This is a genomic window from Xanthomonas euvesicatoria, from assembly GCF_013112235.1.
GTDB lineage: Bacteria > Pseudomonadota > Gammaproteobacteria > Xanthomonadales > Xanthomonadaceae > Xanthomonas > Xanthomonas euvesicatoria.
This window is the reverse complement of sequence record NZ_JABFFS010000001.1, coordinates 271,545-291,336: the sequence shown is the minus strand read 5'-3', so window position 1 is coordinate 291,336 and position 19,792 is coordinate 271,545. Positions and strand designations below refer to the sequence as shown.

Here is a 19,792-nt window from a genome sequence, read left to right as displayed (position 1 = left end):
AGCTAACCGGAGCAGCAAAATGAGTCAGGGCAAGATCGTTCAGATCATCGGCGCGGTCGTCGACGTCGAATTCCCGCGCAATGAAGTGCCGAAGGTGTATCACGCGCTGAAGGTCGACGGCACCGAAATCACCCTGGAAGTGCAGCAGCAGCTCGGCGACGGCGTGGTGCGCACGATTGCGCTCGGCTCCACCGACGGCCTGAAGCGCAACCTGGTCGCCACCAACACCGAACGCGCCATCTCGGTGCCGGTCGGTGCCGGTACGCTGGGTCGCATCATGGACGTGCTGGGTCGCCCGATCGACGAAGCCGGCGACGTGCAGGCCTCGGACCACTGGGAAATCCATCGCGGCGCACCGTCGTATGAAGACCAGTCCTCCAGCACCGAATTGCTGGAAACCGGCATCAAGGTCATCGACCTGATGTGCCCGTTCGCCAAGGGCGGCAAGGTCGGCCTGTTCGGCGGCGCCGGCGTCGGCAAGACCGTCAACATGATGGAACTGATCAACAACATCGCCAAGGCGCACTCGGGTTTGTCCGTGTTCGCCGGCGTGGGCGAGCGTACCCGCGAGGGCAACGACTTCTACCACGAGATGAAGGACTCCAACGTTCTGGACAAGGTGGCGATGGTGTACGGCCAGATGAACGAGCCGCCGGGCAACCGTCTGCGCGTGGCATTGACCGGCCTGACCATGGCCGAGTACTTCCGCGACGAGAAGGACGCCAGCGGCAAGGGCAAGGACGTGCTGCTGTTCGTGGACAACATCTACCGCTACACGCTGGCCGGTACCGAAGTGTCGGCGCTGCTCGGCCGCATGCCGTCGGCGGTGGGCTACCAGCCGACCCTGGCCGAGGAAATGGGCGTGCTGCAGGAGCGCATCACCTCGACCAAGAGCGGTTCGATCACCTCGATCCAGGCCGTGTACGTGCCTGCGGACGACCTGACCGACCCGTCGCCGGCGACCACCTTCGCCCACCTGGACTCGACCGTCACGCTGAGCCGTAACATCGCCTCGCTGGGTATCTACCCGGCGGTGGATCCGCTGGACTCCACCAGCCGCCAGATGGATCCGCTGGTGATCGGCCACGAGCATTACGACACCGCCCAGCGCGTCCAGCAGACCTTGCAGAAGTACAAGGAACTGAAGGACATCATCGCCATCCTGGGCATGGACGAGCTGAGCGAAGAAGACAAGCAGTCGGTGTCGCGCGCGCGCAAGATCGAGCGCTTCTTCAGCCAGCCCTTCCACGTGGCCGAAGTGTTCACCGGTTCGCCGGGCAAGTACGTGTCGCTGAAGGACACCATCCGCGGCTTCAAGGCGATCTGCGACGGCGAATACGACCACCTGCCGGAGCAGGCGTTCTACATGGTCGGCAGCATCGAAGAAGCGGTCGAGAAAGCCAACAAGATGAGCGCCAAGGCGTAAGAGCCGGGATTTGGCATTCGGGATTCGGGATTTGGTACGGCGGTAATTGGGGAGCGGAAACGAGGTGAGTGACCACAGTGAAAGCTGCGGTTGCCAATCCCGAATCCCGCATCCCCAATCCCCGCCTCACAGAGTGAGGCAGCATGAGCACTATCCGTTGCGACATCGTCAGCGCCGAGAAGGAAATCTTCCACGGTGAGGCGACGCTGGTCGTGGCTACCGGCGAGTTGGGCGAGCTGGGCATTGCGCCCAAGCACGCGCCGCTGATCACACGCCTGAAGCCGGGCAAGGTGGTGGTGACCACCGCCAATGGCGAACAGCTGGATTTCGCCATTTCCGGCGGCATCCTGGAAGTGCAGCCGCAGGTGGTGACCATCCTGGTCGACACCGCGGTGCGTGCGCAGGACATCGACGAGGCGGCCGTGCGCAAGGTCAAGGAAGAGGCCGAGCGGCTGCTGGCCAACCGTGGCAACACGGTGGACGTGGCCGAGGCACAGCGTCAGCTGGCCGAAGCGACAGTACAGCTGCAGGCGCTGGAGCGCTTGCGTCGCAACCTCAAGCACTAAGCGGTGGGCTGCCCACCTCCAGGGTGGGCGTGCACGTCCGACTGCTGCAAGTTCGTCTGCAGATATGAAGTTCGAAACGCCGACCATCGTGTCGGCGTTTTCGTTTTTGGAGCGCCGCGTGCGGGTGCGTGAATCCGCGGTGGCGCGCGGCAGGCACACTGCGTGCCTTGGCGCACCGCTGCACCGCAGCGCTGCATGGCAAGCTTATCCCGGCACGTTGAGGAAGATGGCATGACCCGTTCGATCGATGGCATTCGCGCTTACATGGTGAGCGGCCTGTTGGCCGCCGGACTGCTGGGGTGCGCATGGCCGGCGCGCAGCCAGCCGCCGTTGGATCTGCTGATGGATCGCATCGTGCAGCGCAATGCCATTGGCGATGCGGTAGCGCTAAGCAAGTGGGACAGCGGCAAGCCGGTGCTGGATCAGGCGCGCGAGGCGGCGGTGCTGCAGAGCGTGCGCGATCAGGCGCCGGCGCATGGGCTGGATGCCGACGACGCAGCGCGTTTCTTCGGCGCGCAAATCGAGGCCAACAAGTCGGTGCAGTACGCGCTGCTCAGCCATTGGCACGAGCGCGGACATGCGCCGAACACCGCACGTCCGGATCTCAGCGCGCTGCGCGCTCGCCTGGATCAACTGCAGGGCGAACTGCTCGATGCGCTGGCCGATGTGGCCTCGACGCGCAGCGCGCCCGACTGCCCGGCCAGCACCGCGCGTGCCGCTGCGCATTACGCAGAGCAGTGGCAGCTGGATGCGCTGCATCGTGCGGCACTGGTGCGCGGCCTGGGCGATTTTTGCCACTGATCCATAGCGGCAACGTGTCTGCGAGACCAACGCGCTGTCATGCGGTTGGAGCGGCCGACAACACGTGTGCGCGTTCGCTTGGTGGCGATTGCAGCGTTTTGTCGGCCGCATCCTGGTGGATGCAGTCAGGCGTTCAGATCGAACGCTGAGCGTGTCCAAGGCGCGGTGCACTCGCGCTCGCCAGGCGCGCCCTCAACCCGTCCTGGAGAGGCGATGACGGCATCCATGCCGTCAACTGTCATGCAATCGGCGAGGACGCTGCACGAGAAAGGTCGCTGGCAGCCTGGCTGAATGCCACGCACACCGGCCGACGCGACTGGTTTTTGTTCCCCGACCGGGTGTGGACCCGATGCAGCATGGATGCCGCATAAGAGCGACAAGGACATCCGCGCGATCGATCAGCACCGGAACAGATGCCGCGCCTGTGCTGCGCGCTGTCTGCGCGCAAGCGGTGTCCCCTTTTGCGTCGTATCGCCACACGATCGAGCAATCGCTCGGCGCCTGCGCATGCCTCGATCAGCGATACACCACATGCCGGCCTAGGAAGAACGAAACGACCGCCAGCCCGCCTTCGACCAGCGGTTTCGCCAGCCATGCCTGACGCAGGCCGAGTAGGTCTACCGTGGTCGAGAGCAGCCAGGTGCTGATCAGCGTGAGCGTCAGCCACATCACCGCAAAGCGGCCGAAGCGTCGCCAACCCAGCCGCGCATCGCCTTGCTGGGCGAAGGTGTAGCGGCCGTTGAGCCAAAAGCCGAGCATGGCGCCGCCGATGCGTCCGAGCAGATTGGCGGGCACCGCAGGCATGCCTGCGGCGGTGGCGGCGATGAAGATGCCGCAATCGACGACCAGCTGCAGGGCGCCAATGATCATGAACTGGCTGCCTTGGCGGAACAGACTCATGCGTGCGGGGCAAAGGAAAGGGGCGCCCATCCTAGCGGCAGCGAGGCGCAAACGTTGTTAGTGCGGGCGAACGCTGCATCCGGGCAACGACGCGAGGGGGCGCAGCGACTAGAATTTGAACATCCCTATGCCTGGAATGTCTTGATGACCCTGCCCCTGCACGTTGTGATCCTGGCCGCAGGCGAAGGCAAGCGCATGCGCTCGTCCCTGCCCAAGGTGCTGCAGCCGCTGGCGGGCCAGCCGATGCTGGCGCATGTGATCGCCACTGCGCGGCAGCTGCAGCCGGCGGCAATCCATATCGTGTACGGGCATGGTGGCGACCAGGTGCAGGCAGCCTTCGCCGATCAAGGCGATCTGCAGTGGGCCGAACAGCGCGAGCAGTTGGGCACCGGACATGCCGTGCAGCAGGCGATGCCTGCGATTCCCGATGCGGCAACGGTGCTGGTGTTGTATGGCGATGTGCCGCTGATCCGCAGCGAAAGCCTGTTGCAGTTGCTGCATGCACCGGGCCGCATGGCGGTGCTGGTTGCCGAACTGGCCAATCCCACCGGCTATGGGCGCATCCTGCGCGATGCGGAGGGCAAGGTGGCCGCGATCGTCGAGCAGAAGGACGCCAATGACGAGCAGCGCCGCATTCGCACCATCAATACCGGCATCCTCACCGCTGAATCCACTGCGCTGCGCCGTTGGCTGGCTGGTTTGTCCAACGACAATGCGCAGGGCGAGTTCTATCTCACCGACGTGTTCGCCAGCGCCGCAGCCGATTTCACGCCGGCCGACATGGTGCACGTGGCCGACCCGCAGGACGTGGAGGGTGTCAACGACCCGTGGCAACTCGCCCAGCTCGAACGTGCCTGGCAACTGCGCGCCGCGCGCACGCTTTGCCTGCAGGGCGTGCGCATGGCCGACCCGGCGCGTGTGGAGCAGCGCGGCAGCGTGCAGGTGGGGCGCGATGTGCAGCTGGATATCGATGTGATCCTGGAAGGCAATGTGACGCTGGGCGATGATGTGGTGATCGGCCCGTTCGTGCGCTTGCGCGACGTCACGCTGGGTGCCGGCACGCACGTGCGTGCGCACAGCGATCTGGAAGGCGTGGTCACCGAAGGCGCGGTGCAGATCGGCCCGTTCGCGCGTTTGCGCCCCGGCACCGTGTTGGCCGATGGCGTGCATATCGGCAATTTCGTGGAGACCAAAAAGGTCACCATGGGCGTCGGCAGCAAGGCCAACCATCTGACCTATCTGGGCGATGCGGTGATCGGCAGCAAGGTCAACATCGGCGCCGGCACCATCACCTGCAACTACGACGGGGTGAACAAGTCGCAGACCACCATCGGCGATGGTGCGTTTGTCGGCTCCAACAGCGCGTTGGTGGCACCGATCGAGATTGGCGCCAATTCCACCATCGGTGCCGGTTCGGTGATCACGAGCGATGCGCCAGCGGGCCAGCTCAGTGTGACGCGTGCGCGGCAGACCGTGATCGAAGGCTGGAAGCGGCCGACCAAGAAATAGGCTGCGGTGCACGCTGGATCGCAGGGAACAGCGCCGCATGGGCGCTGATTGCGCCTGGTGGCCCGATGCATGGTAAGCGCGCAACAGCTCCGCCGTTCTCGGAACGACGCATCAAGGCTGCTCGCGGGGCCAGGCGGCCCGGCCGCTGGCGGAGCGCTGAACGTGCGGGAGCGCCCCCGGGCGCGATCGGCCGTCCATCGCGCCAGGGGTGCTGCCATGACATGCGCGGGGCGCGTGCGCTGACGGAAGGCGTGATGCAACGCATGGATTGCATCGCAAGTCCTGCAAGCCTTGCTGCGTTCAAGCCGCCAATGGCAACAGCAAGGTCACGCACAGTCCGCCGTGTTCGCGGTTGTGCAGCGAGATGCGGCCGCCGTGCGCTTCGGCGATTTCGCGGGTGAGGGCAAGACCAAGACCTGTGCCATTGCGCTTGGTCGAATAGAACGGCATCAGTGCGTTGTGCAGCACCGCTTCGTTCATGCCGTTGCCGCGGTCGAGCACTTCGATGCGTAGCCACTGCGGCACGCGCGTGACGCGCAGGGCGACATCGCTATTGGGCGGCTGTGCTTCGCTGCAGGCCTCGTGGGCATTTTTCAGCAGATTGAGCAGCGCCTGCTCGATCTGCGCTGCATCGATCCGGCTGGAGACATCGGTCAGCGTGCCCTGTACCTGGAACGGAATCTGCTGCTGCAAGCGCTGCAAAAACGGCGCCCATTCGATGGTCTGCAGCTGCGGTTGCGGCAATTTGGCAAAGCGCGCATAGCCGCGGATAAAGCCTTCCAGGTGACGCGCGCGTTCTTCGATGGTCTCGAACACCGTCCCCAGGCGATCGGTGCGTTCGCGGCGCAGCAGCTCGGCGCCCGAATGCGCCAGCGAGGCGATCGGTGCCAGCGAATTGTTCAATTCGTGGCTGATCACGCGGATGACTTTTTTCCAGGTCTGCACTTCCTGGCGGCGTAACTCGGTGGTCAAGGTGCGGATCAACAACAGCTCGTGCCCGCGCCCGTTGATGTGAAAGCTACGCCGCGACAGGTGATAGATCTGCTCGTCTTCTTCGTCGTCGCCATCTTCGCGTACCGCGAACAGGCAATCCCCGCCACGTGCCAGGGCGTCGCGCAATTCGGCCGGCATGCGGCCGAGCACATCGTCCAGATGCTGGCCTTCCAGCTTGCGTCCTTCGTACAGCAGCTTGCGTGCGGCATTGTTGGAAAACCCGATCCGCCGCAGGCCATCGCCGCCGGCGACCACCAGCAGCATGGCCACCGGTGTGTTCTGCAGCATGGTGTCGAGCATCAGCTCGCGCTGTACCAGATGGCTACGCTGCGCACGCAGCACATCGCCAAGCTCGGCATGCGCCTGCACCAGTTGCGCCAGTTCGTCGTTGCCGCGCCAATACACGCCGAAGTTGTATTCGCCATCGCGGTAGCTGCTGGTGGTGCCGGCCAGCGCACGAAACAGCGAGCGCATCGGTGCGGTGGCGCGGTTGAGGCTGAACCACATCGCTGCCAGCAGGACGAGGACCGAAATCGCCGCCACCTGCCAGCCGTGGTCCAGCCAGTACGCCATGAACCATGGAAATGCAGCCGCCAGCGCAAGCACTGGCAGCAAGCGTAAAAACAGCGAAAACGTGAAAGAGCGGTTCCGCATGCGAAGGTTCATTCCGAGCTGATGCCGTAGCGGTCCATGCGCCGATACAGCGCCTGGCGGCTCAACCCCAGCTCGGCGGCCGCTTGTGCGATCACGCCTTGCGCGCGTGCCAGCGCCTGTTCGATACGCGCGCGATCCGGCTCGCCTGCAGCCGGCGTCGCCGGCCGTGGCGCGGCTGCACGCGGCAGGTTCAGATCGCCCGCTTCGATGCGCGCGCCCTGCGCGAGCAAGGCGGCACGTTGCAGCACATTGCGTAGCTCGCGCACGTTGCCGGGCCAGGCATGCCGTTGCAAGGCATCGCGCGCCTGCGCGGATAGCGGCTTTTCACCGGCAAGGAAGTGCTCGGCCAGCGGGCCGATATCGCCGGGGCGTTCGGCTAGTGCGGGCAGTGCGATTTCCACCGTGTTGAGCCGGTAATACAGATCCTCGCGAAAACTGCCGTCGCGGATCATCGCCGGCAGATCTGAATTGGTGGCGCTGATCACGCGCACCTTGGCGTGGCGTTCGCGGTTGGAACCCAGCCGCTCGTAACGGCCGGTTTCCAGCACGCGCAGCAACTTCATTTGACCCGCCAGCGGCAGGTTGCCGATCTCGTCGAGAAACAGCGTGCCGCCATCGGCCGCTTCGAACTTGCCCTCGCGCGCTTTGTTGGCGCCGGTGTAGGCGCCGGCTTCGGCCCCGAATAATTCGGCTTCGATCAATTCACCTGGCAAGGCGCCGCAGTTGAGTGCAATGAACGGGCCATGTTTGGTGGCCGAATTGGCCTGGATAATCTCGGCAATCTTTTCCTTGCCGCTGCCATTGGGGCCGGTGATCAGCACTGGCAAGTCCGAGCGTGCGACCTGGCAGGCCAGGGCGATTGCGCGCTCGCTGGCCGGATCGGCGAACACCGCGCCGCGCAGGTCGTAGCGCTGGGTCAACTGCTCGCGGCCGCGGCGTTCGCGTTCGCGACGACGTTCCAGTTCGCGGCGTGCTTCGGACAGTTCCAGCAGGTTGTTGACCGTGGTCAGCAGTTTGGTGTCGTCCCAGGGCTTGGCGATGTAATCGGCCGCACCGGCCTTGACCAGGCCCACCGCGCTGCCCAGGTGCGTCCAGGCGGTGAGCAGGATCACCGGCAGGTCCGGATGACGTTGACGCAGTTTGGTAAACAGCGCCTCGCCCTCTTCGCCGGAGGTGGTGTCGGCGGTGAAGTTCATGTCCTGGATCACCAGATCGAACGCCTGCTCGTCCAGCAGCGCCAGCCCGGCCTGCGGCGAATGCGCATGCCGCGCCTCGATGTCGTGCAACGAAAACAGCACTTCCAATGCGGTGGCCACGGCCGTGTTGTCGTCGATGATCAGGATGTGCGGCATCGCATTGCTCAAGAAGGCACGGGATGGGATCGGCACAGAATACTGGCAACACGTAGCGACAACGCGCTGCTCGGCGGGGGCGGCAGATCGCCGGGCGGCAAGGTCGGCGGACTCAAGCGGCCGATGCAGGGTGCATCGGCTGTTGCCGGCACGGCGCTGGTTATGGAGCCGCGGGCGGCAACAGCGGTGTGTACGTGGCCGCTGTCCAGATCAGGTGCACCTGCACACCATCGCGCATGACATCCACGGCGATGGGGTTGCCTGCAGCAGCCTGCAGTGCGGCCAGCAATGTTGCGATTGTGGTGATCTGGGTTCGGCCCGCCGTGCGCACGCGGTCGCCGCGTTGCAACTGCAGGCTGAGCGACGCGCTGGCCTGGGTCACCAGCAATCCGTCGCTACTGGCGACGAGCTCCAGAATTTGATCGTCATGGCGCCAGTTCAGCCGGGTGTCGTCGATGGCGAGCACCTCTTGCGTCGAAGTGCTGGACGAGGCCGACGCCGCGTGCGCCCGCGTTGCCGCATCGGCCTGGCCGGGGTGAAGGAGGCAGCAGGCGGTCAGGGCGATCAATGCCGATGATGCAAGAGAGCGAGACATGAGGGAATCCGGTTCGTAACGATGGTGAAAACGCACGGTGGATGGCGAGCCTGGTTGCTTCCCCACTGCCAAGCGACGGGGAAGCAACGCCGGCCATCATGCACTGCGGGTGGCAACAGCCGGCGGCACTGCAGCTGCGCGGCGGGCCGGCCAGAACACCGCCAGCTGGCCGAGCATCCATAGCAGCAGCGCGCCAATCGGCAGGTAGATTGCCGGCAGTCGCGGCAATTCATAGCGTGCCATCAGCCAGACGTTGATCGAGTAGGCCATCAGCATGCCGAGCACGATGCCGACCGAGGCAAGCAGGAAATTCTCGATCTGGAAGTAGCGCAGGATCTGGCTGCGCGTTGCACCCAGCGCACGGCGTATACCGATCTGCTTGGTGCGTTGCTGCACCCAGAAACTCGCCAGGCCGACGATGCCCAAGGCGGTCACAATCAGCAGGGCGACGCACACCGCTCCAAGCAGCCAGATCATGGCGCGATCATTGCGGAAATACTTGTCGCGGATTTCGGTGTAGGTCTCTTGTTTCAGCACCAGCCGGCTGTTGTCCACTTTCATCAAGGCCGCCACCGCCGCCTTCAGCACTTCCGCCCGACGCAAAGGGTCGGTGACACGTAGGACGTATTGCCCATCCGTGTAAGGAGGACGGATAGGCAGCAGCATCGAATAGTCCTTTGCCGACAGTCCATTGACATTGTTCGGCCGCGCCAGGGTGCGCACGATTCCGACGATACGCAGCGGGACACCGCCAGAGTAGATGGTCTTGCCGAGCGCGCTGTGGTCGGGGAACATCTTGTCCGCCGCCCCCTGCGTCAGGATAACCGCCGCACCTTTCTTGCGGACCTCATCGTCGTTATCAGCCTTTTCCTGGCTGATGTATTCGTTCGGGCTGAAGTCGCGGCCGGCATTCAATTGCAGGCCAAGTGCATCCAGGCTGCCTTCGCTGACCAGATACTGCGCGGCATTGAGCGTGGGGCGTTCCTGCTCCGGGGTCAGGGTCAGCCCCGTGTTGGACGAGTAATTGACGAAGGGGATCTGATTGGTGATGACCGCATTGCGCACGCCGGGCACCGCGCGTAGCGCTGCCAGATCCTCCCGGGTACGTGCATCGGCATTGGCCTGCGGGCCGATGCCGTCCAGCTGGATGCTGAGCAGCTCCTGCTCGGCGATGCCACTGGGAGTCTGGAGCGTGTCCAGGCGATTGCCGATCAAAAACAGCGAATTGCAGATAATGGCGCAAGCCAGTGCGATCTCGAGCACGATCAGTGCGGCGGCCGTCTTATGGCGGCGCAAGGTGGAGATGATGGGTCGGATGTCCATGGGCTGACCTTGAAGATAGGAAGCATGGCTCGCCGCGGTGCGGCGGGCAGGAGGTTCAGGACGACTTCAATTGCAGTGCCGGTGCGACCTGGATGGCGCGCCAGGACGGCAGGATGCCGGCAAGCAGGCTCGCGGCGATCGCAATGGCGAACGTCAGCAGCAGCATCGTGATATCCAGGTGCGCCAGCGCGGCGTAATCCACCGGTTGCTGACGCACGGCCCACAGCCCCAACCACGCCAGCCCAAGTCCGCCGATGCCACCGGCCAGGCCGATGGTTCCTGCCTCCACCAGGCACTGCGCAAAGATTGCGCCGCGCGACGCGCCAAGCGCGCGCCGCACACCAATCTCTCCGCTGCGGCGCAGGAATTTGGCCAGCAACAGGCCGACCGTGTTGAGCAGGCACACCAGCAGAAAGCCCATGGCCAACCACAGCTGCAGGCGGACGTCGCTGGGAACCACCTTGTTGTAGTCCAGCCACTGCATCACGTTGCGCAGGCGCACATTGTTGGGCCGGGTAAAGCGCCCGGCGGCACGTTGTTGATCGGAATAATTTTCGAGATAGGCCTTGTAATCGCCCGCTTGCTTGGCATTTTCCAATTCCACCCAGTACTGCACCCAGTTGCAGGGTGCATTCAGCGCGGTGGTGTCGCCTGCCTCGACCTTGCCGGAGCAGTTGGTCCCGCCGTAGTGGCTCAATTTCAGATCCATCGCCGTACTGAACGGCACATACAGCTGTTCGTTCGAGCCGTACGTGTCTGTGATGTCGTAGAAGCGTGGGTCGATCTTCCAGGTATCCAGGACGCCGACGATACGGAAGGTGTTCTTGTCCACGCGCACTTCGCGCCCGACGCTGTTGCCACCGTCGAACAGCTTTTCGTTCAGCGACTTGCTGATCACCGCAACACGTTCGTGCCGCTCGTCGCTTGTGCCGGACCACGCTTGGCCGTAGAGCAAGGGCACGTCGAACATCGCAAAGAAATCGGCCGAAGTGAAACGAGCGTTCAGCTTGAAAGGACTTAACCCGCTGCGCTGTGGCTCGATCGCGACACTTCCGCCTGACATCATCGCCTGACGCATGGCACGCTTCTCACGCAGCAGCGCCTCGGCGTCGAAGCGGGTGGACTGGTAATCGGGCTCGTCTCCCGGCTGATAGCCGGACTTCGGTTCCGCATCCACCTGCACATAGAACAACCGGTCGCTCTTCTGCGGGATCGGGTCGCCCGACAACACATAGAACACCGTCAAGGTGGTCATGCTGGCGCCGATGCCCAGCGCAATGGCCAGCACCATCAATGCGGTGAGCACCTTGTTGCGGCGGAAGCTGCGTACCGCGAGATTGAAGTAGTAGCCGAACATGGGTGGGCTCCTCAGTCGGCCAGGGTTGCAACGGCGGCAGGCGTGCGCATCAGGCTGGGATTGCGTTCCAGGTCGGTGGCCTGCCCGTCGACGATGTGCACGTTGCGCTGCGCGCGTGCGGCCAGTTCCGGGTCGTGGGTGACCATGACGATGGTGGTGCCCTGGCTGTTGATCTCTTCCAGCAGTTCCATCACCCCGCGCGCCATTTGCGAATCGAGGTTGCCGGTGGGTTCGTCGGCCAGCAGCAAGCGTGGACTGCCGGCCAGTGCGCGCGCAATCGCAGCGCGCTGCTGTTGCCCACCGGAGAGTTCGGTGGGGTAGTGACGCAGGCGCGAGCCCAGGCCGACCTTGGTCAATGCCTCTTCGATGCGCTGCTTGCGCTCGGCTGCCGCCATGCCGCGATACCGCAGCGGCACATCGACGTTGTCGAACAGGTTGAGGTCGGGAATCAGATTAAAGCCCTGGAAGATGAAGCCGATCTTGCGGTTGCGCAGGCGCGAACGTGCATCGTCGGACAGATGGCTGACGTCTTCGCCATCGAGCACATACTGCCCGCTGGTGAAGGTTTCCAGCAGCCCGGCCAGGTTGAGGAAGGTGGTCTTGCCCGAGCCGGAGGGGCCGGTGACCGCGACGAACTCGCCTTCGCGCACATGCAGGTCCAGCGACCGCAGCGCATGCGTTTCCACCTGTTCGGTGCGAAAGACCTTGGAGACCGCTTGCATCTTGAGCATTGCCGATTCCTTTGCGAAGAGAGTGTGCGACGAGTGGGAATGAGTGAATCAGTGGACGGTGACGCGCGGCGCGTCGCCAAAGTTGTCTGCACCGGAGACCACCACGCGGTCGCCGACCTGTAGCCCGGAGAGCACCTGCACTTCGCCCAGGCTGCTGACACCGAGCGTGACCGGGCGCCGTGCCGCGGTGTTGCCATCCATCACATAGGCATAGCTGCCGCCGGATTGTTCGACAAACGGGCCGCGTTCGACCTTGAGCACGTTGCGGCGCGTGTCCATCAACACGCGTGCGCTCATGCGCTGGCTCTGGCGCAGGCCTGGTGGCTGCTTGTCGGTGAAGCGGATGCGCGCGGTGACTTCGCCATTGACCACTTCCGGCGACACCGCCGAGATGGCGCCGGCGAACGGTTGGCCGCTGCCGCTGGTGAGCTGGGCCGGCATGCCGATCGCCAGATCGCGGGCGAAACTCTCCGGCACCTTGATCTCCACTTCGAACTTGGACAGATCCACCACGCCCAGAATCGGCGCGTTCGCCGCCACCTGGGTGTGCTGCACCGCCTGCACCTGGCCGACCTGGCCATCGAAGGGCGAGCGCAGCGTGAGCGCGTCCACCTGGCGCTGCACTTCGGCCACCACGGCGCGTTGGCGGTCTGCCAGCAGGCGCTTGTTGCGCGAATCCAGGTCCGCACCCTGGCTCTTCAACGCGGCATCGCGCTGGGCGTGCTGCAGGTCGATATCGGTCTTCTTCAAGGTGTCCTGCGCCTTGGCCAGTTCCACCTGCGGCACGGCGCCACCGTCGTAGCCGCGTTGGTAGCGCTCCAGGTCGCGCGCGGCAGCCTGCTTGTCGATCTGGGCCTGGTCGGTGAGCTTGCTGGCGTTGGCACGCGCCAGGGTGGCATCCAGGGCCGCGCGGCTGGATTCGGCCTCCAGGCCGGCCAGGGTGGCCTGCTCCTGCGCCAGCTTGCTGCGCAGCTCGGGGCTGTCGATGCGCGCCAGTTCCTGGCCCTGCTTGACGACGTCGCCAGCCACCACGCTCAGCGTCACCGTGCCGGCAGAGATGGCGTACAGCACCGGGCTGTTGGCGGCGATCACGCGGCCGTCGGCGGCGATGTCGCGTACCAGGTCGCCTCGGGTGACGGTGGCAACGCGCACGCGGCTGGCGTCGAACGAGCGGCTGCCGGCGCTCCACGCAGTCACGGCCCAGCCGATCCCAGCCAGCACCGTCACCGCGGCGACGCCAGGCCACAGCCAACGGCGCCACGGCGCGCGCTGGGCGGGTGTGCGGAGAACCTGGTCCTGGGCAGAGGTATCGCGAATCATGGTCGGCTGGCTCGGTGGCGTCACTGCGATAAAGCAGGACCCGTGCCAACGTTCAAGTCATTGAAATGGATGGTTTTGTTGACGTGGCGACCGGTGTCCGCAGTGTCCGCGGACACTGGGGGCGGACACGCTGTCCGGGCACGGTTATGCAGCGGACAAGAGCGGACACGCTAAAATGTCCGACTTCTTTTGCGAGAGCTGTCCTATGTGCGGCATTGTCGGAGCGATCGCCGGGCGCGATGTGGTCCCGGTCCTGATCGAAGGACTCAAGCGCCTGGAATACCGCGGCTACGATTCCTCCGGCATTGCAGTGCTCGATGGCGTGCAGGTGCGCCGGGTGCGTCGCACCGGGCGGGTGGCCGAGATGGCGCAGGCCGCGCAGGCCGAACAGTTCGGCGCCACGCTGGGGATCGGTCACACCCGCTGGGCCACCCATGGCGGCGTCACCGAAGCCAACGCGCACCCGCACATCAGCGCCGGCGTGGCGCTGGTGCACAACGGCATCATCGAAAACCACGAGGAGCAGCGCGAAAAATTGCGCGCGCTTGGCTACACCTTCGAGTCGCAGACCGACACCGAGGTCATCGCGCATCTGATCCATCATCATCTGGGCAGCGCCGGCGACCTGCTCACCGCGCTGCAGCGCACCGTCAAGGAACTCACCGGTGCCTATGCGCTGGCGGTGATGAGCCAGGCCGAACCGGAACGCTTCGTCTGCGCGCGCATGGGCTGCCCGTTGCTGATCGGGGTGGGTGAGGGGGAAAACTTCGTCGCTTCCGACGTGTCGGCGATCGTGCAGGCCACGCGCCAGGTGATCTTCCTCGAAGAAGGCGACACCGCCGAATTGCACCGCGAAGGCGTGCGCATCTTCGACGGCAACGATGCACCGGTGGAGCGCCCGCTGCACCTGTCGGACGTGTCGCTGGCCTCGCTGGAACTGGGCCCGTTCCGGCATTTCATGCAGAAGGAAATCCACGAGCAGCCGCGCGCCTTGGCCGACACCATCGAGGCGGCGATCGATGCCAAGGGTTTCCCGGCATCGCTGTTCGGCGCCAACGCAGAAGCGGTGTTGCGCGACATCGAAGGCGTGCAGATCCTGGCCTGCGGTACCAGCTACTACGCCGGCATGACCGCCCGTTACTGGATCGAAGCCATTGCGGGGCTGCCGTGCAGCGTGGAGATCGCCAGCGAATACCGCTACCGCGCCGCGTATGCCAACCCGAAGCATCTGATCGTGACCATCTCCCAGTCCGGCGAAACGCTGGACACGATGGAAGCGCTGAAATACGCCAAATCGCTGGGGCATTTGCACACGCTGTCGATCTGCAATGTGCCGGAAAGTGCGATCCCGCGCGCCAGCGAGCTGGTCTGCTACACGCGTGCCGGCGCCGAGATCGGCGTGGCCTCGACCAAGGCCTTCACCACCCAGCTGGCGGTGTTGTTCCAGCTCACCATGGTGTTGGGGAAGTTGCAGGGCCGCATCAGTGACGCCGAAGAAGCCGAGTATCTGGAGCAGCTGCGCTTTTTGCCCGGCAGCGTGCAGCATGCATTGAATCTTGAACCGCAGATCATGGCCTGGGCCGAACGATTTTCGCCGAAGGAGAATGCGCTGTTCCTCGGTCGCGGCCTGCATTATCCGATTGCATTAGAAGGCGCGCTCAAGCTCAAGGAAATCTCATATATCCACGCCGAAGCGTATCCGGCCGGCGAGTTGAAGCATGGGCCGCTGGCACTGGTGGATGCGGCGATGCCGGTGGTGGTGATCGCACCGAACGACCGCCTGCTGGAAAAGGTCAAATCCAACATGCAGGAAGTGCGCGCACGCGGCGGCGAGCTGTTCGTGTTCGCCGACCAGGACAGCCACTTCAGCGACTCCGAAGGCGTGCATGTCATCCGCACCCCACGCCATGCCGGCGTGCTGTCGCCGGTGATCCACACCATCCCGGTGCAGCTGCTGGCTTACCACACCGCCCTGGCACGCGGCACCGATGTGGACAAGCCGCGCAATCTGGCCAAGTCGGTGACGGTGGAGTAAGCACTGCCGCGGTGCCGTCTGCGCGCACTGCCAGCTGCATGCAGTCGGTGCATGCACGCAGTGCAGGTTCGGCTCTGTCGCTGTCATGTTCCAGGATGGCGATTGCGTGCGACGTCGTGCTGGTTGCGCTGACGCGCAACGCGCGAGGTTCAGCTGCTCGCAAAGCAGTCGCCGACGTCCTGCCTATGCACGTGGCGATGCCGCTTCCAGGAGTGGCCGTATCCGTCTGGCGAAGGTGCGGTCGCACTGCCAGCGGCCGGTCCTTAGCGCTCCACCACAGCCTCTGCCAACGCAGTGGCCCAAGTTATGCATAAGCTCCTGGCGAGGGTCCACACCACGCAGGAGGACGTATGCACGAGTCTTTCAAACAGGGGGCGCCGGCCGAATTGTGGCAGGCGTTGGTGCGCGAGGCGGGGCAGCGGATTGCGCGTCCGCTGGACGAATCGCGCGAGCACTATCTGGTGTTCGTGTTGCTGCGCTTCCAGCGCGATGCGCATCTGCTTTCGCGCACGCAGGCGCTGGCATGGCTGCATGCGCAGGACCAGATCGGTAGCGTGCGGGCCGACGCATTGCGTGACGTGGGAGACGGTTGCCTGCTGATTGCAGGCCTGTTTCCGGGCGTGGCGCAACGCCGGCGCCTCAGTGTGGATTACTTCATCGACCTGGGCAGGGGCGCGTATTCCGAAGTGGCCGACACCCGCTGCAGCGATGCAGGTCTGTTCGCGCAACTGGCCCAGAGCTATCGCGAGCTGGTGCGTATATTGGCCGCATTGCGCACGCCACGCGATTGGCAACCAGGCCCAGGCGGAATCTTGCATGCCTAAGCAGTGAGCATCTGAGGGGCGGTCCCCACACATGCGTGGGGACCGCCCCGACTGCGATGGCTGCCGTGTGCGGGCACACTATCCCTGCAGGACGATCGGCCGGGTGCGTTGTGCCATTACCCGTCGATCAGCGCCCTGCATGTGGGAAGCCGTCGTGTGCGAGCGGTGGCGCATCGGTCGCGCTGCATGGGGGACATGCAGCGCGTCGCACTTATCCATAGGGACAGGGATTCATGAAGACGTGTATCGCGGCGGTGCTATTGGCACTGCCGGGGCTTGCTGTTGCGCAAGACGTGCCGCTGGGCTATGCCGGACAGGGCGGAATGACGCTGCAGGAGATCGACCCTGCCATTTATGCGTATCACTATGACCACGGATTCGTGGGCGAAGATGCGATGGGCTGGGATCCTGCGCTGCAATTCGCCTGGTCGCGCATCGCAGCCGCCAAGGTCTGCGCACAGCAATCGCCGTCCGATGCATTGATCGGCAAGCTGGTGGAGCAGTACGGCAAGGATGCCGACGTGCACCAGATCAACGGCATTGGCTTCCATGAGGCACAGATGCGGGCGGCTGGTACCTTCTGTACCGCTGCGCGCGTGACCGAAGCCACTGCGGTGGTGCCTGCGTTTGCAGGCGGGGATTTCTCCACGGCAACTGCCTATGCGGCTGCTGCAGTTGCAGGCACTGTGGCGGTTGCCGCAACACAGGCGCAACCAAGTCCGCAGTCCGATGCAGGCGTTGCCATGACGCCCTCGGCAGATTGGGCCTTGCAGCTCCCATTGCATTCGAGCATGCGGGTGGGCTCGAACGGCCTGCCCAACGGCGACGAAATGCTGCGTGTCGTCCGCCGCGGACATACCGGGATGGTCGTCGGTTTGCAGATTGCCACCAGCCTGTTCGCCCGCGGTGTTGCGGTCTCTGCCTTCGGAAAAGATCAGCTGAAAGGCGAAAAGATGGAGGCCCTGGGGAATCCCGGCTATCAATTGCAGCGCGATGCGGTCAACGCGCATTTGAAGACCTACTTCACCGGGCATCCGCGGGCCGTACCCGCAGAACCGTTCCCGTTGCAGGTGTTGATGTCGGACTGGCTGCTGGTGTATCAGAGCCTGGCCGATACCAAGTCGCCTTACGAGCTGCGCTACGCAGTGACGATCGGTGGGGAGCGCAGCGGCTTCTTGAAGCGCAAGGCGAGCCCGGTCAGTCTGGACTGCGCGCCGACACCGCGTACTGCCTCGCTGGAAGAATGGGAAGCCAACGATTACGCGCTGGTCAAAGCAGCCGCACAAGCCTACAGCGACGAATGCGCAGCGAAATTCGCCGAGCAGTTGCCGCAGTGGTTCCCTGACAGAGAAGCTGTTGCGACGTCCAACTGACGGACCAGTGCTGGTGGCGCCGGATATCCGGCGCCCGATGTGATGGGAAACAGCGCGTAATGCGGGTGTAAACAAGAAGGGGCACCGATCCATCGATCGGTGCCTCTTCTGTGTTTGTGTTGCGCGACGATCAACCGACGCTGCGCGCCTGGCTGCGTTGTTGCTCTTGCTGATCTTGAACCTGCGTCTGCGTCTGCGCTTCCTGCCGCACAGCATTGCTGCTCTGCTCCAGCGGCCGTTCCGCAGCGGTGGCCTTGTCGGTGTAGATCCGCTGATGCGCCGGGTCGGTTGGCTGACCCTGCACGGCAAACAGTCCGTTGCCGTCCTTGCTTTGCGCCACCATGTCGATGCGTTGCATGCCGCTGACCTTGGCTTCGAAGGTCATGTGGCCGGCCGCATTTACCAACTGCTGCCGATTGGCGAAGGCATTCGGACCGAGCTGTTCCAGCTTGTTGACGGCCTGATTGAACAGCGGGTGGTCGGGATTGGTTTTCTCCGAGAGCAGTGGCGTCTTTTCCGCCTGCTTCAGCGCAGCCTGCGTATCGCGGCCAACCACGCCATCGTCCTGCAGCCCATGCGCACGCTGGAATGCCTTGACCGCCTCGCTGGTCCGTTGGCCATAGGCGCCGTCAGCCTTGATTTCGTTACCGCCTGCGTCCTTGTAACCCAGTTGCTGCAGCGTCTGCTGCAATGTGCGCACTTCTGCGCCACGCGCATTTTCGCGCAGGACACCCGGCGCATCGGCGGCGGCGTGTGCCTGGCTGGGTTTGTGCTCGGTCGCTGCGTGAGATTGCTGCTTGTTCTGGCTGCGCTCCTGCAGCAGGTCGCGCGCCTCAGACAGCGGGTCGCTCGCATACAGCTTGACGCCCTTGGCGTGCTTGCGCTCGAGGTAGGAATCCAGCGAACTGAGCTCGACACCCTCGCCGCCACGGGATTGGCTGATCTTGAGCTGGCCATCCTTGGGGTCACGCACCACCATCGTGATGTGGTCGATGCCCTTGTAGCGCCCCTTGTCCCAACTCTGCGGGCCATTGTCCTCGCCGATGATCATGCCTTCCTTGAGGGTCTGGGCAGTCACATCCTTGCCTTGGATCAGCACGCCGGAGCGCAGCTCGGCCTTGCGCAGCAGTTCGGATGCACTGTCGAAACCAGGACTGAACTTTTCGTCCTTGGTGAAGATGGCCTTGCCGGCGCCCTTGTTGATCTCGTCCATGGTCGCGTTCTGCATCTCGACCACCCAGCCAGAACAATCGACCCTGCCTTTGTCGGGATCTTTCGCGCCCAGGCCGTATTTGACGTGATCGTATTTGTTGGTGAGGTCATAGGCTGCGTGAAGCGCAATGCCTTGCGCTGCGGGTTTTTCCGGCTGGGCAGGCGCAGAGTGCGCTGGCGCAGCGTGCGAGGGTGCCTGCTGCGTGGTCGAAATCGGCTCGATGCCTTTTTCAGGAATCCGGATACGGTCCATCTTCGTATCCCAGTACTGCACGAAGGTCTGTGCCATGTCCTTGTCGGACATGCGCCGGAACGTCGCCGAATCGACGCCGGTCAGGGACTTCAGCTCTTTCTCGCCGACATTGTTGAGAATGTTGGCGCGTGTGCTTTCCAGGCCAAAAGATCCCGTGGCGATCGCGGTCTGCAAAGAGCGATAGCCACCGGCGCCTTGCTGATGGGCCAGATACATATCCAGGCCATCGGGCTCGGGCTTGCCCGAAAGGTACGGCCGCCCATCGCGTTCGTGCCGATTGACCAGGCTCGTCCGGTTGTCCAGATACAGCCGCGCTGCTGCGTCGGTATTGGCCACCGCGTCCAGCTCGCGTCCGGCAATGCCGTACTGCTGGGCAGTTGGCGGCGTGAACTGGAATAGTCCTTTAGCACCGCCGGGGCCGCGACTGGCCAACTCGTCGAAGGCGCCGCCAGTCTCTACGTGGGCAAAACGCAGGAAGTCGTCACGCGGAATATTCCGCTCGGCCGCTTCGCGTTCGATGATGTCGAGCACTTGGGCTCGTGAGTAGTTCGTCGGCATCGCTCAAGGT

The 19,792-nt window shown here is 64.2% G+C and carries 17 protein-coding genes; 8 read left to right on the top strand and 9 right to left on the bottom strand.

The genetic code is table 11. The annotated features are described in order from the left end of the window. The first annotated feature begins 19 nt into the window (after positions 1-19). From atpD to HLH45_RS01075, 4 genes are all read left to right on the top strand, one after another. Positions 20-1,426: a F0F1 ATP synthase subunit beta gene (gene atpD / locus HLH45_RS01090; protein WP_003484008.1), complete on the top strand. Its 1,407-nt coding sequence runs from the start codon at positions 20-22 to the stop codon at positions 1,424-1,426. Between the two features lie 143 nt (positions 1,427-1,569). Next, a complete protein-coding gene (locus tag HLH45_RS01085) occupies positions 1,570-1,992 on the top strand; it encodes a F0F1 ATP synthase subunit epsilon (RefSeq protein ID WP_003484011.1) in 423 nt (140 codons plus the stop codon). A gap of 64 nt (positions 1,993-2,056) precedes the next feature. Next, positions 2,057-2,227 carry a hypothetical protein gene (locus HLH45_RS01080; RefSeq protein WP_154671624.1) on the top strand — a complete coding sequence of 57 codons (171 nt, stop codon included), beginning with the start codon at positions 2,057-2,059 and terminating at the stop codon, positions 2,225-2,227. Continuing rightward, positions 2,224-2,793, top strand: coding sequence for a chorismate mutase (locus tag HLH45_RS01075; protein WP_033478380.1), 570 nt, complete (start codon positions 2,224-2,226; stop codon positions 2,791-2,793). The genes HLH45_RS01080 and HLH45_RS01075 overlap by 4 nt, the downstream gene beginning before the upstream one ends. A gap of 516 nt (positions 2,794-3,309) precedes the next feature. Here the strand turns inward: HLH45_RS01075 and HLH45_RS01070 are convergent. Next, positions 3,310-3,693, bottom strand: coding sequence for a GtrA family protein (locus HLH45_RS01070; protein ID WP_008571035.1), 384 nt, complete (start codon positions 3,691-3,693; stop codon positions 3,310-3,312). A 144-nt stretch (positions 3,694-3,837) separates the two neighbouring features. Between HLH45_RS01070 and glmU the strand changes: the two genes are divergently transcribed. Beyond that, entirely contained in the window at positions 3,838-5,202 is a 1,365-nt protein-coding gene (gene glmU / locus HLH45_RS01065; protein ID WP_008571034.1) for a bifunctional UDP-N-acetylglucosamine diphosphorylase/glucosamine-1-phosphate N-acetyltransferase GlmU, read from the top strand. A 300-nt stretch (positions 5,203-5,502) separates the two neighbouring features. On the opposite strand, the gene HLH45_RS01060 is transcribed toward glmU, so the two are convergent. The 7 genes from HLH45_RS01060 to HLH45_RS01030 all read right to left on the bottom strand — a co-directional run bounded on the left by HLH45_RS01060 (position 5,503) and on the right by HLH45_RS01030 (position 13,527). Next, positions 5,503-6,849, bottom strand: coding sequence for a sensor histidine kinase (locus HLH45_RS01060; protein WP_033478379.1), 1,347 nt, complete (start codon positions 6,847-6,849; stop codon positions 5,503-5,505). Between the two features lie 8 nt (positions 6,850-6,857). Then, on the bottom strand, positions 6,858-8,201 hold the full coding sequence (locus tag HLH45_RS01055; protein ID WP_008571031.1) for a sigma-54-dependent transcriptional regulator: 1,344 nt from the start codon (positions 8,199-8,201) through the stop codon (positions 6,858-6,860). A gap of 160 nt (positions 8,202-8,361) precedes the next feature. Continuing rightward, positions 8,362-8,667 carry a hypothetical protein gene (locus HLH45_RS01050; RefSeq protein WP_031424968.1) on the bottom strand — a complete coding sequence of 102 codons (306 nt, stop codon included), beginning with the start codon at positions 8,665-8,667 and terminating at the stop codon, positions 8,362-8,364. Positions 8,668-8,892: 225 nt separating this feature from the next. After that, positions 8,893-10,119 carry an ABC transporter permease gene (locus HLH45_RS01045; protein WP_005926616.1) on the bottom strand — a complete coding sequence of 409 codons (1,227 nt, stop codon included), beginning with the start codon at positions 10,117-10,119 and terminating at the stop codon, positions 8,893-8,895. A 55-nt stretch (positions 10,120-10,174) separates the two neighbouring features. Further along, positions 10,175-11,476, bottom strand: coding sequence for an ABC transporter permease (locus HLH45_RS01040; RefSeq protein ID WP_008571029.1), 1,302 nt, complete (start codon positions 11,474-11,476; stop codon positions 10,175-10,177). Positions 11,477-11,487: 11 nt separating this feature from the next. Continuing rightward, positions 11,488-12,207 carry an ABC transporter ATP-binding protein gene (locus HLH45_RS01035; protein ID WP_005914720.1) on the bottom strand — a complete coding sequence of 240 codons (720 nt, stop codon included), beginning with the start codon at positions 12,205-12,207 and terminating at the stop codon, positions 11,488-11,490. Between the two features lie 48 nt (positions 12,208-12,255). Continuing rightward, entirely contained in the window at positions 12,256-13,527 is a 1,272-nt protein-coding gene (locus HLH45_RS01030) for an efflux RND transporter periplasmic adaptor subunit (RefSeq protein WP_008571028.1), read from the bottom strand. A 205-nt stretch (positions 13,528-13,732) separates the two neighbouring features. On the opposite strand from HLH45_RS01030, the gene glmS reads away from it, so the two are divergent. The 3 genes from glmS to HLH45_RS01015 all read left to right on the top strand — a co-directional run bounded on the left by glmS (position 13,733) and on the right by HLH45_RS01015 (position 17,759). Continuing rightward, complete coding sequence (gene glmS / locus HLH45_RS01025; RefSeq protein ID WP_005914722.1) at positions 13,733-15,562, top strand: glutamine--fructose-6-phosphate transaminase (isomerizing); 1,830 nt, start codon at positions 13,733-13,735, stop codon at positions 15,560-15,562. Positions 15,563-15,912: 350 nt separating this feature from the next. Beyond that, positions 15,913-16,386 carry a hypothetical protein gene (locus tag HLH45_RS01020; protein ID WP_005914723.1) on the top strand — a complete coding sequence of 158 codons (474 nt, stop codon included), beginning with the start codon at positions 15,913-15,915 and terminating at the stop codon, positions 16,384-16,386. A gap of 233 nt (positions 16,387-16,619) precedes the next feature. After that, on the top strand, positions 16,620-17,759 hold the full coding sequence (locus tag HLH45_RS01015; protein WP_008571026.1) for a hypothetical protein: 1,140 nt from the start codon (positions 16,620-16,622) through the stop codon (positions 17,757-17,759). Positions 17,760-17,889: 130 nt separating this feature from the next. Here HLH45_RS01015 and HLH45_RS01010 read toward each other — a convergent pair whose 3' ends face one another. Then, complete coding sequence (locus HLH45_RS01010; RefSeq protein WP_033478378.1) at positions 17,890-19,755, bottom strand: peptidoglycan-binding protein; 1,866 nt, start codon at positions 19,753-19,755, stop codon at positions 17,890-17,892. Positions 19,756-19,792: the final 37 nt, after the last annotated feature.